The organism is Pseudomonas chlororaphis subsp. chlororaphis (assembly GCF_003945765.1).
Lineage (GTDB): Bacteria > Pseudomonadota > Gammaproteobacteria > Pseudomonadales > Pseudomonadaceae > Aquipseudomonas > Aquipseudomonas chlororaphis.
On record NZ_CP027712.1, the window covers coordinates 1,817,565 to 1,833,194 of the forward strand.

Annotated in this window: 14 protein-coding genes and 1 pseudogene; all 15 read left to right on the plus strand. The window is 61.6% G+C overall.

All coding sequences use genetic code 11. From position 1 onward, the window contains the following. Nucleotides 1-16: 16 nt before the first annotated feature. The 15 genes and pseudogenes from C4K27_RS08255 to fliT all read left to right on the plus strand — a co-directional run bounded on the left by C4K27_RS08255 (nucleotide 17) and on the right by fliT (nucleotide 15,497). Nucleotides 17-754 (plus strand): cephalosporin hydroxylase family protein, encoded by a 738-nt coding sequence (locus C4K27_RS08255; RefSeq protein ID WP_053260109.1) that lies wholly within the window; start codon nucleotides 17-19, stop codon nucleotides 752-754. A 50-nt stretch (nucleotides 755-804) separates the two neighbouring features. Further along, nucleotides 805-3,753 carry a TIGR00180 family glycosyltransferase gene (locus C4K27_RS08260; RefSeq protein ID WP_053260110.1) on the plus strand — a complete coding sequence of 983 codons (2,949 nt, stop codon included), beginning with the start codon at nucleotides 805-807 and terminating at the stop codon, nucleotides 3,751-3,753. Between the two features lie 30 nt (nucleotides 3,754-3,783). Next, nucleotides 3,784-4,785 carry a UDP-N-acetylglucosamine 4,6-dehydratase (inverting) gene (gene pseB / locus C4K27_RS08265; protein ID WP_053260111.1) on the plus strand — a complete coding sequence of 334 codons (1,002 nt, stop codon included), beginning with the start codon at nucleotides 3,784-3,786 and terminating at the stop codon, nucleotides 4,783-4,785. Beyond that, nucleotides 4,782-5,954 (plus strand): UDP-4-amino-4,6-dideoxy-N-acetyl-beta-L-altrosamine transaminase, encoded by a 1,173-nt coding sequence (pseC, locus tag C4K27_RS08270; protein ID WP_053260112.1) that lies wholly within the window; start codon nucleotides 4,782-4,784, stop codon nucleotides 5,952-5,954. The genes pseB and pseC overlap by 4 nt, the downstream gene beginning before the upstream one ends. Then, nucleotides 5,951-6,658: a pseudaminic acid cytidylyltransferase gene (gene pseF, locus C4K27_RS08275; RefSeq protein WP_053260113.1), complete on the plus strand. Its 708-nt coding sequence runs from the start codon at nucleotides 5,951-5,953 to the stop codon at nucleotides 6,656-6,658. The genes pseC and pseF overlap by 4 nt, the downstream gene beginning before the upstream one ends. Continuing rightward, a pseudogene (gene pseG, locus C4K27_RS08280) lies at nucleotides 6,655-7,695 on the plus strand (UDP-2,4-diacetamido-2,4,6-trideoxy-beta-L-altropyranose hydrolase); the annotation flags it as partial. The gene pseF and the pseudogene pseG, both read left to right, overlap by 4 nt. A gap of 86 nt (nucleotides 7,696-7,781) precedes the next feature. Continuing rightward, entirely contained in the window at nucleotides 7,782-8,834 is a 1,053-nt protein-coding gene (gene pseI, locus C4K27_RS08285) for a pseudaminic acid synthase (protein WP_053260115.1), read from the plus strand. A 223-nt stretch (nucleotides 8,835-9,057) separates the two neighbouring features. Further along, nucleotides 9,058-9,984, plus strand: a complete 927-nt coding sequence (locus tag C4K27_RS08290) for a ketoacyl-ACP synthase III (protein WP_009042726.1) — start codon at nucleotides 9,058-9,060, stop codon at nucleotides 9,982-9,984. Nucleotides 9,985-10,066: 82 nt separating this feature from the next. Further along, complete coding sequence (locus C4K27_RS08295; RefSeq protein WP_053260116.1) at nucleotides 10,067-11,359, plus strand: motility associated factor glycosyltransferase family protein; 1,293 nt, start codon at nucleotides 10,067-10,069, stop codon at nucleotides 11,357-11,359. Further along, nucleotides 11,356-11,625, plus strand: a complete 270-nt coding sequence (locus C4K27_RS08300; protein ID WP_053260117.1) for a hypothetical protein — start codon at nucleotides 11,356-11,358, stop codon at nucleotides 11,623-11,625. The genes C4K27_RS08295 and C4K27_RS08300 overlap by 4 nt, the downstream gene beginning before the upstream one ends. 250 nt (nucleotides 11,626-11,875) lie before the next feature. Then, the gene (locus C4K27_RS08305; RefSeq protein WP_009047694.1) at nucleotides 11,876-12,727 is read left to right on the plus strand and encodes a flagellin domain-containing protein; all 852 of its coding nucleotides are present in this window, start codon (nucleotides 11,876-11,878) and stop codon (nucleotides 12,725-12,727) included. Between the two features lie 72 nt (nucleotides 12,728-12,799). Then, nucleotides 12,800-13,165, plus strand: a complete 366-nt coding sequence (locus tag C4K27_RS08310; protein ID WP_053260596.1) for a flagellar protein FlaG — start codon at nucleotides 12,800-12,802, stop codon at nucleotides 13,163-13,165. An 82-nt stretch (nucleotides 13,166-13,247) separates the two neighbouring features. Further along, complete coding sequence (fliD, locus tag C4K27_RS08315; RefSeq protein ID WP_053260118.1) at nucleotides 13,248-14,666, plus strand: flagellar filament capping protein FliD; 1,419 nt, start codon at nucleotides 13,248-13,250, stop codon at nucleotides 14,664-14,666. 128 nt (nucleotides 14,667-14,794) lie between these two features. Further along, the gene (gene fliS / locus C4K27_RS08320; protein ID WP_053260119.1) at nucleotides 14,795-15,190 is read left to right on the plus strand and encodes a flagellar export chaperone FliS; all 396 of its coding nucleotides are present in this window, start codon (nucleotides 14,795-14,797) and stop codon (nucleotides 15,188-15,190) included. A gap of 10 nt (nucleotides 15,191-15,200) precedes the next feature. Then, nucleotides 15,201-15,497: a flagellar protein FliT gene (fliT, locus tag C4K27_RS08325; protein ID WP_007922640.1), complete on the plus strand. Its 297-nt coding sequence runs from the start codon at nucleotides 15,201-15,203 to the stop codon at nucleotides 15,495-15,497. Nucleotides 15,498-15,630 lie beyond the last annotated feature (133 nt).

The window sequence follows — 15,630 nt, forward strand, 5'->3', positions numbered from 1 at the left end:
TTATTGAGACCCGACCATGACCGACAACAGCATTATCCAAGCCTTCGAAGCCGAGTGTCAGGAGCAGATCCGCGCCCAGGGCGAAGACCAGAAACTCAGGGGCCTGGCGCGCGACTTCTTCAACGAGTCCGCCGGCCACAAGTACAGCTATCACTTCTCCTGGATGGGCCGCCCGATCATCCAGCTGCCCCAGGACATGATGGCCATGCAGGAGATCATCTGGCGGGTCAAGCCGGACCTGGTGATCGAATGCGGCATCGCCCACGGCGGCTCGATCATCTACTACGCCTCGCTGCTCGAACTGCAGGGCCACGGCGAAGTGCTGGGCATCGACCTGGATATCCGCGCCCATAACCGCGAAGCCATCGAAAGCCATCCGATGAGCAAGCGCATCAAGATGATCGAAGGTTCGAGCATCGACCCGGCAATCGCCGCCAAGGTGCGCGCCGCCGCCGAAGGCAAAAAAGTGATTCTGGTACTCGACTCCAACCACACCCACGAGCACGTGCTCGAAGAGCTACGCCTGTATGCGCCGCTGGTGTCGGTGGACAGCTACTGCGTGGTGATGGACACCGTGGTCGAGGACATGCCGGCGGACTTCTTCCCGGACCGTCCATGGGGCCCGGGTGACAACCCGAAAACCGCGGTCTGGGCCTACCTGGAAGAGAACCGCGACTTCGAGATCGACTACCAGATGCAGAACAAGCTGCTGATCACCGTGGCGCCGGATGGCTATCTGCGTCGCGTTCGTTGAATTCAATGGTTTGCAGGTAACAGCACTTTGCCGGTTGTGGGGAAACACTGATGCAGGTTCAAGACAAGGCTCAAAACACTAGCGCACCGTTGAGCGAGCGTTTCACGCTGGTGGTGATGTCCCACAATCGCAAGGCGTTCTTGCGCCGTACCTTGCAGTACTACAGCACCTACCCCTGCAAGATCCTGGTGCTGGACTCTTCGCTGCACGCCGACGAAAGCCTGGTCGGGCAGTTCCCTCAGGTCGACTACCGGCATCTGCCGCACTACACCTACAAGGGCCTGCAGGACAAGCTGACCTACGGTGTCGGGCAGGTGACGACGCCGTACATGGTGTTTGCCGCCGACGACGACTTCCTGCTGCATGGCGCGCTGACCGAGTCGGTGGAGTTTCTCGAAGCCAACCCCGACTACGGCCTGTGCCATGGCTACGGGATGATGTACCTGGCCCGCGCCGCCGAGGTGAACTACTACCGGCGCGATTGCCGGGTGATCGAGGACTACGCCTCGGAAGATGCCGGCGAGCGGGTCATGGCGTTCATGAGCCATTTCCTGCCGCCGTTCTACGCGGTGACCCGCACCGATCTGCTGCAACAGTGGTACAGCCTGCTGCCGCCGGGGACCAGTTTCGAATGGCAGGAGATCGGCCATACCTTCTTCCTGCTGGCCTCGGCCAAGGCGCGGATCCTGCCGATCCCGTTCGCCGTGCGGGAAGTCAACTACAACGCCTCGGAGCACAACACCGATGTATTGACGGTGCTGACCTACGGCGACGCCAAGTCGGTGGCCCAGCGCGAGGCGTTCGCCGGGTTCCTGGCATCGTTGCCTACCGGCTTGAGCGGCCTGGACCCACAGCGGGCCAAACAGATTGCCCTGGACAGCTTCACGGCCATGGCCGAGTGCCTGCTCACCGGGCGCTCGCTCAACGGCAAGATGATTTTCCGTTCGGCCTGGCTCGAGCCGGGGGCCGAGCCGGTGCGTTCGTTCGGCCCGGAACAGTTCGTCGAGATGCCGTTCTACAACAAGCCGATGTTCGACCTGTTGACCGAATTCGAATTCCTCATGCATGGGATGCCGGCCGGCCGCCTGCAACTGCAGGAGCTCGAAGGCGTGTTGCTCAAGCAGCAGGAACTGATGCAGGTACAACCCAACGACACCGACCGTACCCTGCGCAGCCGCCTGTGGGAGGCGCTGTCGTGCAACCTGTTCAACCTCGAAGTGGTCCGCCGCCTGGCGGCCTCGCTGCAGGCTTGCAATGGGCAAGATCCCCAGGAGCAGGACGATGCCCGCAAGCTGCAGGCCTGGGCCGAGCGCCTGGCGTCGCTGCCTTTCCAGGACAGCCCGGGGCTGCTGGAGAACATGCCTTCGGGGCGCCTGCTGAAGTGGCTGGAGGCGCGTAACCCCGAGGTGCAGCAGCTCAAGGCGATCAACGAGCACCTGGCCCGGCACAACGGTGGCCCGAGCTTCGGCATCCTGCTGCTCGACCTCGACGCGGACATGGTCAAGCTGCAGGCGACCTTCGACAGCCTGGTCAACGGCCATTGCCGGTCCTTCCAGGTGGTGGTCTTCACCACGGGCGACCTGCCAGCGACCACCACCGCCCAGGACACCGTGCATTTCGTCAAGGTCAGCACCAGCAACTATGTGGAGCGCATCAACCAGGTCGCGGCGCAATCCTCCCGCGACTGGTTGCTCCTGGCCCGTGCCGGCGAGCGTTTCACAGCCAGCGGCCTGTTGCGCGCCAGCCTGGAACTGCTCGGCGCCGAAGGTTGCCGCGCGGTGGCCATGGATGAAATCCACTACGGCGCCGATGGCGCGCTGAAGGATGTGTTCCGCCCGGGCATCAACCTTGACCTGCTGCAAAGCGTGCCGGACCTGATGGCCGGCCACTGGCTGATTCGCCGTGATGTACTGGTGGCCGCCGGTGGTTATTCGACGGCCTTTCCACAGGCCATGGAATACGACCTGCTGCTGCGCCTGATCGAAGACGGCGGGTTGGCCGGCCTGGCCCATCTGGCCGAACCGCTGTTGATCGGCCAGGCCGCGACGGTGGAGGAGAACACCCAACAAAGCCAGGCGTTGACCCGTCATCTGGGCAACCGTGGCTACCGGGCCCAGGTCAGCGCGGCGCAGCCTGGGGTCTACCAGATCAACTACGGCCATGCCGAGCGTCCGCTGGCCTCGATCATCCTGCGCAGCGAGGACAACCTGGAGCAGTTGCAGCGTTGCCTGGTCAGCGTGCTGCAACGCACGCGCTACCAGCGCTACGAAGTGGTCATCGCCGACAACCATAGCCAGTCCGAAGAGTTGGCCAGCTGGCTCGCCAGCCTGGAGCAGAAGGGCGATCGTATCCGCGTGCTGCGCAGCCCGCGGCGCCTGAGCGCCTCGGCGCTGTACAATGCGGCGAGCCAGGAGGCCCGGGGCGAATACCTGGTGCTGCTGGCGGCCGACGGCGAAGTGGTCAATGCCGACTGGATGGAGAGCCTGCTCAATCAGGCGCAGCGGCCGGAGGTAGGGATTGTCGGCGCGCGCCTGGTCGACGCCAAGGGCGCGACCACCTCGGCTGGCCTGGTTCTCGGGTTGAACGGGCATCTGGGGGCGGCGTTCGCCGGTGAGCCGAAAGGCGCCAGCGGCTACCTGAACGGCTTGCTCGCCGAGCAGGACTATTCGGCGGTCTCCGGCACCTGCCTGATGATTCGCAAGGACGTCTATAACGCTGTCGGTGGCCTGGACGAAGAACACTTCGCCGAGGCATTCGCTGATGTCGACCTGTGCCTGAAAGTGGCCGATGCCGGCCTGTTGACGGTCTGGACCCCGCAGGTGCAGATCCTCCATCCGGGCATCCTGGCGGACGCTACCCAGGTCGCGGCGGCGCTGCGTGACAAATGGCAGGCGCGCTTCGAACACGATGTGGCCTACAACCAGAACCTGAGCCGGACCGGCAAGGGCTTCACTCCTGGCGCTCCTGCCAGTGTCGACTGGGCGCAACTGATTGCATAAGCCTGGCTGACAGGAAAAAGGACTCAAGACATGTTCAACGGCAAATCGATTTTCATCTCTGGCGGCACCGGCTCGTTCGGGCGCAATTTCATCCGGCGCCTGCTGGAGCAATACCAGCCCAAGCGGGTGGTGGTGTTCTCCCGCGATGAACTGAAACAGTACGAAATGCAGCAGACCTTCAATGCGCCCTGCATGCGTTATTTCCTCGGCGATGTGCGTGACGCCGAGCGTCTGCGCCAGGCCATGCGCGGGATCGACTATGTGGTGCACGCTGCGGCCCTGAAACAGGTGCCGGCGGCGGAATACAACCCCACCGAGTGCATCCGCACCAACGTCAACGGCGCGGAAAACATCATTGCCGCGGCCATCGACAACGGCGTGAAGAAAGTCATCGCCCTGTCCACCGACAAAGCGGCGAGCCCGGTCAACCTGTACGGCGCGACCAAGCTGCTGTCGGACAAGCTGTTCGTCGCGGCGAACAATATCGCCGGCGACCAGCCGACCCGTTTTGCCGTGGTGCGCTACGGCAACGTAGCCGGTTCCCGGGGCTCGGTGGTGCCGTTTTTCAGCCAGCTGATCGCCGAAGGCGCCCGCGAGTTGCCGATCACCGACGCGCGCATGACCCGTTTCTGGATCACCCTGGATCACGGGGTGCAGTTCGTGCTCGACAGCTTCTCGCGCATGCATGGCGGTGAAGTCTTCGTGCCGAAGATTCCGTCGATCCGGATCGTCGACCTGGCGCGCGGCATGGCGCAAAACCTGCCGCACAAGCAGGTGGGCATTCGTCCGGGGGAAAAACTCCACGAGCTGATGGTGCCGCTGGATGACGCGCGCATGACCCTGGAGTTCGCCGATCACTACACCATCCAGCCGTCGATCCGCTTTACCAACGTCAATGTCGATTTCGCCGTGGATGGCCTGGGCGAGCGCGGGCGACCGGTGGACGAGCAATTCGAATACCGCTCCGACACCAATCCGCATTTCCTCTCGGTGGGCCAGATCGCCGAGCTGCATGCCAGGTTGCCGGCATGATTCCCTATGGGCGCCAGAGTCTCGACCAGGCGGACATCGATGCGGTGGTCGCGGTGCTGCGGTCCGACTGGCTGACCCAGGGGCCGACCATCGAACGCTTCGAGCAGGCCATGGCCGCTCGCTGCGAGGCCGGCCATGGCGTGGCGGTGTGCAATGCCACGGCGGCCTTGCACATCGCCTGCCTGGCCGCCGGTCTGGGGCCGGGAGACCGGCTCTGGACCACGCCCAATACCTTCCTCGCCTCGGCCAACTGCGGACGTTATTGCGGCGCCGAAGTGGACTTCGTCGATATCGACCCGCACACCTGGAACATGGATGCCCGGGCGTTGGCGCACAAGCTCGAGGCCGCCGAACGCACGGGCAGACTGCCCAAGGTGGTGGTGGCGGTGGCGTTTTCTGGGCAAAGCTGCGACATGCGGGCCATGGCGCAACTGGCGCAGCGTTATGGCTTCGTGCTGATCGAGGATGCCTCCCACGCGGTGGGCGCGTCCTATGCCGGCCGGCCGGTGGGCTGCGGCGAATTTGCGGCGATGACGGTGTTCAGCTTTCATCCGGTGAAAATCATCACCAGCGCCGAGGGCGGCATGGTCCTGACCAACAGCCCGCAACTGGCGGACCATCTGCGCCGCTTGCGCAGCCACGGCATGACCCGCGACCCGGTGCAGATGACCGAGCCCAGCCACGGCCCCTGGTACTACCAGCAGACCGAGCTGGGTTTCAATTACCGCATCACCGACCTGCAGGCGGCACTGGGCTTGTCCCAGCTGGACAAGCTCGACGCTTTCATTGCCCGGCGCCGGCAGCTGGCGGCCCGTTATGACCGCCTGCTGGCCGATCTGCCGCTGACCCTGCCGCAGGCTCAGGAGCAGGCGCAGTCGGCCTGGCATCTGTACGTGGTGCGCCTGCAGCCCGAGCGCATCCACCGCACCCATCGCGAGGTGTTCGAGGCATTGCGCGAGGCCGGGGTCGGGGTCAATCTGCATTACATCCCGGTGCATCTGCAGCCGTATTACCGCGATCTGGGATTCGCCGCGGGGGATTTCCCCGAGGCCGAGCGCTACTACGGCGAAGCCATCAGCCTGCCGCTGTTTCCGGCGCTGGACGATGAGCAGCAGACGTATGTGGTCGAGCAATTGCGCCAGCTTATCCAGGAGCCCGCCCAGCCTTGAGTGCCATCGCGATCATTCCCGCCCGTGGCGGCAGCAAACGCATAGCGCGCAAGAACCTCAAGCCGTTCGACGGCGTGCCGATGATTGCCCGCTCGATTGCCACGGCGCTGCGCTCCGGGTTGTTCGATCAGGTGCTGGTCAGTACCGACGACTCGGAGATCGCCGAGCTGGCCAGGGCCAGCGGCGCCACGGTGCCATTCATGCGTCCGGCCGAGCTGGCGGACGATTTCACCGGCACCGGGCCGGTGATCGTGCATGCTTTGCAGGCATTGCAGGAGCGTGGCGAGACTTTTGATTACGCCTGCTGCATTTACGCCACCGCGCCCTTGTTGCAACTGCGCTACCTGCGCCAGGGCTTGGCGGCGCTGGAGGCTCAGCCTGAAAAGTCCTTCGCCTTTTCCGTGTGCAGCTTTGCGTTTCCGGTGCAGCGCGCCCTGACCCTGGACGAGCAGGGCACGTTGACTGCGCTTTATCCGGAGTTTCGCAACACACGCTCCCAGGACCTGCCGACGGCCTATCAGGACGCCGGGCAGTTCTATTGGGGGCGCAGTGAGGCCTGGTTGCGCGGCGACCTGATGTTTTCCTCGCTCAGCCTGCCGGTGATCCTGCCGCGCCATCTGGTGCAGGACATCGACACCGAGGAAGACTGGCTGCGCGCGGAGTATCTATACGCGGCGCTGAAAGCCGGTGGAGAGCTGGAGTGAGAGTGCTGATCCGGGCCGACGCCTCACCGGCCATTGGCAGCGGCCATATCGCCCGCTGCCTGACCTTGGCCTGGGCCTTGCGCGAGCAGGGCGCCACAGTGGCTTTCGCTTGCCGAAGCTTGCCCGGGCAGCAATTGGACCGCCTGGCCGGACTGGGTTTCCAGACGTTCGCCCTGCCGGCGAGTTATCCGGGGGAATGCGCGCAGGACATTGAGACGCCGCTGCCCTGGCAGGCGGATATCACCGCCTTGCGGGCAGTTTTGCAGGATCAGCCGCGATTCGATTGGGTGCTGGTCGATCACTACGGCCTCGACCGGCAGTGGCAGCAGGCGGCGCGGCAATGGGCGCCACGGATTGCCGCCATCGATGACCTGGCCAACCGGCGGCACGGGGTCGATCTGTTGCTCGACCAGAACTTCAGCGGCACGCCCCAGGCCTATGCCGGCCTGATCGACGCCGAGTGTCGGGCGCTGCTGGGGCCGCACTTCGCCTTGCTGCGCGAGGAGTTCCGTTGTCCGCCGATCGCCATTCGCGAGCAAGCGCGTCGGGTGCTGGTGAATTTCGGCGGTTTCGATGCGGCCAGCCAGACCCACAAGGCGATGCTGGCCTTGGGTGAGTTCGATGACCTGCAGGTGGACTTTGTCGCCGGGGCCGGTAACCCGGCCTGGGCGCAGATGCAGGAACTGGCGGCCGGTCGTGGGCATTGGCGTTTGCACGCCTATGTCAGCGACTTTTCCCGCTTGATGGCCGAGGCCGACCTGTTTATCGGTGCCGGCGGCGGCACCAGCTGGGAGCGCGCCGCCCTGGGCTTGCCGACCCTGTGCATCAGCGTGGCCGGCAATCAAGAGGCCAATGCCCGGTTGCTGGCCGAGGCGGGTATGCATGTCTACCTGGGGCCCAGCGAGCAGGTGAGTGTCGAGCAGATCCGCCAGGCGGTCGCGGCGCTCGTTGGCGATTACCCGTTGCGCCAGAGCCTGGCGCAGCGCTCCCGGCAGTTGGTGGACGGGCAGGGGGCATCGCGGGTGGCGGCGGCGCTGTTCGAGATGACCGGCAACCCATTGCGCCGTGCCGGTGATGGACCGGCCACTGGCGAATTTACGCGTGAATCGAAGGAAAACCCCCAATGACTAGTTTCAAGATCGGCTCGCGCTCGATCGGCGCCGGCTCGCCGCCGTTCATCATTGCCGAGATGAGCGGCAACCATAACCAGTCGCTGGACGTTGCCCTGCAGATAGTCGAGGCCGCGGCCAAGGCCGGCGCCCATGCCCTGAAGTTGCAGACCTATACTGCCGACACCATGACCCTGGACCTGGAGCATGGTGAGTTCTTCATCAAGGATCCGGCCAGTCTCTGGGCCGGCTCTTCGCTGTATGCCCTGTATGAAAAGGCCCACACGCCCTGGCAGTGGCACGCGCCGATCTTCGCCCGCGCCAGGGAACTGGGGATGCTGGCGTTCTCCACGCCGTTTGATGAGAGCGCGGTGGACTTCCTCGAAAGCCTCGACGTGCCGGCCTACAAGATCGCCAGTTTCGAAAACACCGACCTGCCGCTGATCCGTCGGGTCGCGGCCACCGGCAAACCGCTGATCATTTCCACCGGCATGGCCAGCATCGCCGAGCTGGACGAAAGCGTGCGCACCGCCCGGGAGGCCGGCTGCAAGGATCTGGTGCTGCTCAAGTGCACCAGCACCTACCCGGCTTCGCCGGAAAACAGCAACATCCTGACCATTCCCCATCTGCGCCAGCTGTTCGGCTGCGAGGTCGGTTTGTCCGACCACTCCATGGGCGTCGGGGTTTCCGTGGCCGCCGTGGCGCTGGGCGCCACTGTGGTGGAGAAACACTTCACCCTTGACCGCGCCGCCGGCGGGGTGGATGCGAGTTTTTCCCTGGAACCTGCGGAGCTGCACAGCCTGGTGCTGGAAACCGAACGTGCCTGGCAGGCCCTGGGCCAGGTGCGTTACGGCGCGACCGAGGCCGAGCGGCAGTCGGTGTTGTATCGCCGTTCCCTCTATGTCACCCGCGATATGGTGGCGGGGGAGGTGTTCAGCAGCGATAACGTCAGGGCCATCCGTCCGGGCCTGGGGCTGGCCCCCAAGCACATCGACGCGGTCCTCGGGCGTTGCGCGCGCCAGGCCCTCAAGCGCGGTACCGCACTGGATTGGGCATTTGTCGAATAGCCGTTTGTATGGCTGATTCGGCAAAATAGCGTGACCTGCGAGTCATAACGCGCATCTTCACTGTATTGTATTGACCGGGGAGATGGCGCCTGGCCGGTAAACGGCGCAGTGATAGCCTTTTATTCTTCCCGCTGTCGCCTGTCAGGGGCGCCAGGATGTCTGTTTGTCGGCAGCCCCGGTCCGGTGGTCGGGGTATTCAGCTGTTTATTATTGGGAAGCCGTAATGATTGGCATAAAGAGCATTGCGAGCTACGTGCCTGTAGCCGGCGTAGACAATTACGCACAAGGTGCAAAATTCGAGAAGGATGAAGAGTTCATCCTGGGCAAGATCGGTTCGGCCTTCCTGCCGCGCAAAGACGCCACGCAGGAAACCTCGGACCTGTGTGTCGAAGCAGTCAATGCGCTGTTCGCCAACAACCCGCAACTGTCGCGCGAGTCGATCGATGCGCTGATCGTCGTCACCCAGAACGGCGACGAAGAAGGCCTGCCGCACACCGCCGCCATCGTCCAGGACAAGCTGGGCCTGCCGACCCACGTCGCGGCCTTCGATATTTCCCTGGGCTGCTCCGGTTATGTCTATGGCATCTACGCGCTCAAGGGCTTCATGGAAGCCGCGGGCCTGAAGAACGGCCTGCTGGTCACCGCCGACCCTTACTCGAAGATCGTCGATCCGCAAGACCGCAATACCACCATGCTGTTCGGCGATGCGGCGACCGCGACCTGGATGGGCGAAGACGCTCCCTGGCAACTGGGCAAGGCCAAGTTCGGCACCGACGGCTCCGGCGCTCCGCACCTGAAAGTCACCGATGGCGTGTTTTTCATGAATGGCCGCCAGGTGTTCAACTTTGCCCTGCTGAAAGTCCCGGCGCATTTGAACGAGCTGCTGGATGAGTCCGGCCTGAAGGCTGAGCAGATCGATGCGTTCTGTATCCACCAGGGCAGTGCGGCGATCGTCGATGCCGTGGCGCGCCGTTTCGAAGGCGAGCCGGAGAAATTCATCAAGGACATGGTCGAGACCGGTAACACCGTATCGTCGAGCATTCCGCTGCTGCTGGAAAAGCACGTGCTCGAGTCGAAGTGGCAACGTGTGGCCCTGAGTGGCTTCGGTGTAGGGCTGTCCTGGGGCTCGGCGATTATCTATCGCCCATGAGTTGATCCCGCGGCATCCAAAAATAGCGCCCAGGGTGTACCCTGAGCGCTATTTTTTTTTGCATGAAGATAGGCGAGACAGCATGAGCGAAAGCTTCGAGGGCAATGCCCAGGCAATACAGGCTCGCTGGCCGCGACTGCTCGAGCGGTTGCTGGCGGAAGACAGTGCCGGGTTGCAGGCGGATCTGGTCGAAGGCCTGGGTTCGACCTTGAGTATTTCCGGCATTCAGCTCACCAGCCGCCATGATCGCACCGCGGAAGCACGAACCCAGGCGGCGAGCCTGCCGGCCGACAGCCCGGTGATCCATCTGTACGGTACCGGCTTGGGCGACTTGCAGCAGATACTGCTGGAAAACCCGGCGCTGCAACGCTTGCAGGTGCACATCCTGAACGGCGCGGTGTTTGCGCTGGTGCTGCAATTGCTCGATCAGCAGGCCTGGTTGAACGATCCTCGAGTGGCACTGAGTTATGCCGGCGATCTGACGGAGATCCAGTTGCCGTTCTTCGCCTTGCCCTCCGAGCTGGTGCTGGCGGATGACTACAACGCCAAGATCCGCGATCGCCTGGTCAGTGAGGTGCACCTGGCCTTCAATAACCGCGACTTCGTGGCCGATTCCCCGGAGGTCGCCCAACGTCTGCAAGCGAGTGCCGAGCTGGTGGCCAGTGACAGTGACGTGGCGCAGCTGTTCGGTAGCCAGCCGGGGCGCGAGATTTTTGTGATTGCCACCGGGCCGAGCCTAGAGCGGCATTTCGAACGCTTGCGCGAGATTCGCGCCCAGGCCCGGCGGCCTCTGTTTATCTGTGTCGATACCGCCTACCGGCCGTTGCTCAAACAGGGGATCGAGCCGGATATCGTGGTCAGCATCGATCACCGGATTTCCAGCCTGCACCTGCCACCAGAAAAATCGGCAGCCATCACCCTGGTCTATTTGCCGATGGTCGATCCGAGGATTCTGGCGCTCTGGCAGGGACCGCGTTACGTGGGGTATTCCGCCAGCCCGATTTACACGCGGATGCGCGGGCAATTGCCCAAGGCGCAGCTGTATGTCGGCGGCAGCGTGATCCATCCCGCGGTGGACCTGGCGGTAAAAATGGGCGCCGAGCAGGTCACCTTGTTCGGTGCCGACTTTGCCTTCCCGATGAACAAGACGCATGCCGGCTGGCTCGACGGTGAGCTGGGGCCGCAGCTGGGCGCGGCCCGGCACTGGGTGCTGGACGGGCATGGCCAGCGGGTCAGGACCCAACTCAATTTCCGCAGTTACCTGTGCGAGCTGGAGCGTTTTATCGCCGGTCATCCGCGGGTGCGCTTCTATAACAGCAGTCGGGACGGGGCGATGATTGCCGGGACGACCTACCATCCGGAGTTCAGCCAATGAGCGCGATCGAAGGGCTGATCGCCCGTTTGCAGCAATGCGCCGAGGACTTTCGCCTGGGGTACGATGTCGAGACGGCCGTGACCATGGTCCAGTTGATGGGGGCGATCCAGCCGCTGATCGATACCGCGCCGCCAGCGCAGCGCCAGGACTGGGAGACGTTGCTTGGCCTGATGTTCGAATGTCAGCAAGGGCAAAACTGGCTGGCCCTGGCCGACTACCTGCAATACGAATGCGTTGAAGTGCTGCGTTCCCTCTCTGCTGGCTGAAACATTTCCTGTCTGCCCGGGCGATCTCCGCGCCTGGGTCTTCTCCGGCATTTTCCTGGCGCCATTTTTCCACGGTTTGAAAACGCCGAGCCCTTGATTTACGAGGGGTGGCACGCTGATGGCAAATTTTTTTGAAAATCCCCTAAAGCAACTTGCATTGCCGACGATAACTATTACGAAGGTTCTCTAGGCCATACCCGGCGGTTGCCAGGGCCGGAAGCCGCAGTACCCAACCAACGAGGAATTCGTCATGGCTTTAACAGTAAACACTAACGTCACATCGTTGAACGTTCAGAAGAACCTGAACCGCGCTTCCGACGCTCTGTCGACTTCGATGACTCGCCTGTCTTCCGGCCTGAAAATCAACAGTGCAAAAGACGACGCCGCCGGCCTGCAAATCGCTACCCGTATGACTTCGCAGATCCGCGGTCAGACCATGGCGATCAAAAACGCCAACGACGGTATCTCCATCGCTCAGACCGCTGAAGGCGCGATGCAGGAATCCACCAACATCCTGCAACGTATGCGTGAACTGGCCGTTCAAGCACGAAACGACTCCAACGGTACCGCTGACCGTGTTGCACTGAACAAAGAATTCGCTTCGATGTCGGACGAGCTGACTCGTATCGCCAAGTCGACCAACCTGAACGGCAAGAACCTGATCGACGGTACTGCTGGCACCATGACCTTCCAGGTCGGTTCCAACACCGGTGCTACCAACCAGATCACCATCACTCTGGCCAGCGGCTTCGACGCTACCACCCTGGGTGTTAACTCCGGTGCTATCGCCATTACCGGTAACAACAGCACCACCGCCGAAGCCAGCTCGAAAGCTTCGATCGACGCGATCGACAAGGCTCTGGCAACCATCAACTCCAGCCGTGCTGACCTCGGTGCTGCACAAAACCGTCTGACCAGCACCATCTCCAACCTGCAGAACATCAACGAAAACGCCAGTGCTGCACTGGGTCGCGTACAAGATACCGACTTCGCTGCTGAAACTGCACAGCTGACCAAGCAACAAACTCTGCAACAAGCTTCCACCGCAGTTCTGGCCCAGGCCAACCAACTGCCGTCCGCTGTACTGAAACTGCTTCAGTAATAGCTGACTAAGCTCTAGCGGGGGAGTGCGCAGGTCGTGCTCTCTCGCTTTTTACTTTAAGAGGTGATGGACATGGATATGAGCATGAAGCTGAACTTGTCTTATCCAACAGCCAAGCCGGCAACGCCTGTTGCTGACAAGCCTGTGGAGAAGCCTCAAGCGGACGTTGTGGCGCTGTCGACTGTCAAGGAAGAGAGTAAGAGTGCGCAAACCGAGCAGGACAAACTGAAAATGGCCATTAAGGAAATTGAAGAGTTTGTGCAATCGGTCAAACGTAACCTGGAATTCTCTATCGACGAGCCTTCTGGCAAGGTTGTCGTCAAGGTCATTGCCAGTGACTCCGGTGAGGTGATTCGTCAAATCCCCAACGAAGAAGTCCTGAAGTTGGCCAATAGTTTGAATGATGCGAGCAGCTTGTTGTTCAGCGCTAAAGTCTGACAGCTGGCATGAAAATTGTTGCTATGTTCTTTTGGGCGTTGTAATGGTCAAAAGACCGGCGACACACTGAAGGGAGATCTCCATGGCAAGTCCAATTCTACCGGGTACCGGTCTAGGCTCCGGCCTCGATACCGGTGCTATCGTCAAAGCCTTGGTGAACGCTGACAAAGCGGCCAAGCAAGGTCAGATCGACCGGGGAACTGCGAACAACACCGCAAGCATCTCCGGAATCGGTACCTTGAAGTCCTTGTTGTCGACCTTTCGGACCACCATTACCGAACTCAGCAGCAAGACCAACCCGCAATTTCCCGGCTATGCCGCCACTACTTCCGACAACAAGTATGTAACAGCGGTCGCTGGCAATGCCGCGGTCAATGGCAACTATGTTGTCGCTGTACAGAATCTTGCGACTTCCTCGAAAGTCACCAGTGCGGCCTTCGCTGGCGGTACTGCAAGTGCTATTCCGACTGGTACCCTGAAAATCAGTCAAAATGGCACTGACTACAACCTCGATGTAAAAGCCGGCGCTACTCTGCAGTCGGTGCGTGACTCGATCAACGCCGACGCATCGCTCAAGAGTGCCGGGATCAGCGCGAACATCGTGACCGACTCCTTTGGGTCGCGCCTAGTGGTGGGCTCGACCACGACCGGTGCGGGCTCCGATATTTCTCTTAGCGGTATTGCTGGCCTGGAAATCGACGGCAGCAATGTCGTTGGCACTTCCAGTTCTCCGATGACCGCGACCTCTGCCGGTTCCATTGGTGCCCTGGCAGTGGATGCCAAGTTCACCGTCGACGGCATGGCGCTGACCAGCAAGAGCAACTCGGTGGACAAGGCGGTTTCCGGGATGACCTTCAATCTGGTCGCTCCAGGTACCTCGACCATTACCGTCGCGGCCAACACCGATGGCTTGAAGGCTTCGATCCAGAAGTTTGTCGATGCCTACAATGCAGTGGCCAACAGCGTTACCGCGCTGACCAAGCCGTCTCTGGATGATGATGGCAAGCCGACCATTCCGGCCCAGTTGACTGGTGACTCGTTGCCGCGCTCGATCCTGGCGGCCATGCGTGCGCCGCTGTCGGAAGTAGGATCTGGCGACAAGCTGACCGTCCTGGCGCAGTTGGGGATTACCACCAACCAGAAGACTGGTGCCCTGGACTTCGACACCACCAAGTTCACCGCGGCGATGAACGACAAAAAGCTCGGTGGCGAGGTGCAGACCCTGTTCACTGGCGAAAACGGTCTGCTGGACCGCATGGACAAGGCCATCGCGCCTTTTGCCCAGACCGGTGGTGTTCTCGATCAGCGCACCACCGCGTTGAACAAGACCAAGACCAAGCTGGCTTCGGATCAGGCTGCCCTGGACCGCCGTATCGAGACCCTGACGGCGGTACTGACCAAGAAGTACAACGACATGGACACCCTGGTGGGCAAGTTGAAGGCCACCGCCAGCAACATTACCTCGATGTTCGAGGCGTTGACTGCGCAACAGAAAGGCTGATTGATACAAGGCGCCAAAAGCCCGGCAACGTTTGTAGCGTTCCGGGCTTTTGGCTTTTGATCTAAAGTTTTTTGACGCCAGGTCGATACGCTGGTTATACGAACCCTTGAGTTTTGATGAGGTAGAACATGAATCCGATGTTAGCCCTTCGGCAATACCAGAAGATTGGTGCCCAGGCGCAGACTTCCGAGGCCAGCCCCCATCGTCTGGTGCAGATGCTGATGGAAGGCGGCCTGGATCGTATCGCCCAGGCCAAGGGGGCGATGGAGCGCAAGGATATTCCCAACAAGGGCGTGTTCATCAGCAAGGCCATCGGCATTATTGGCGGCTTGCGTGAAGGGCTCGACCTGGAAAGCTCACCCGACACCCTGGGCGATCTGGATGGCTTGTACACCTACATGATGACGCGCCTCACCGAGGCGAACATCAAGACCGATCCAAAGATTCTCGACGAGGTCGCCGATCTGCTGCGCACCGTCAAGGAAGGCTGGGACGCCATCGCTGCGCCGGGTCCGCAGTTCTAAGGAGATCACCATGAGTCTTGTATTGCAGCGCATCGAAGAAACCCGTGAAGCACTGGTCGCCGCCCTGGCCGAGCGTAACTGGGAAGCGATCGGTCAGTTGGATCTGGCCTGCCGTTCCTGCATGGAAGACATCTTGAGTGAAGCTCCGGAAGATGAAGCCGCGTTGCGCGAGAATTTGCAGGAGCTGTTGGGGGTTTATCGGCAGCTTCTTGAAGTGACGACAGGGGAGCGTCAGGCGATAGTCGACGAGATGTCGCAGATCCATCAAGCACAGAACGCGGCAAAGGTTTACCATCTGTTCGGTTAATTAACCCCTAAGTTAATCCGAATCCAGTGCGCCATAAATTTGACTGTGCACGCTTTTTTGACTTAACTAGTGGCTGTTTTCAGATTTCAGACGTCTATCAGGCTCAAAATGCCTACAAGCGTCTAGCTTGCCC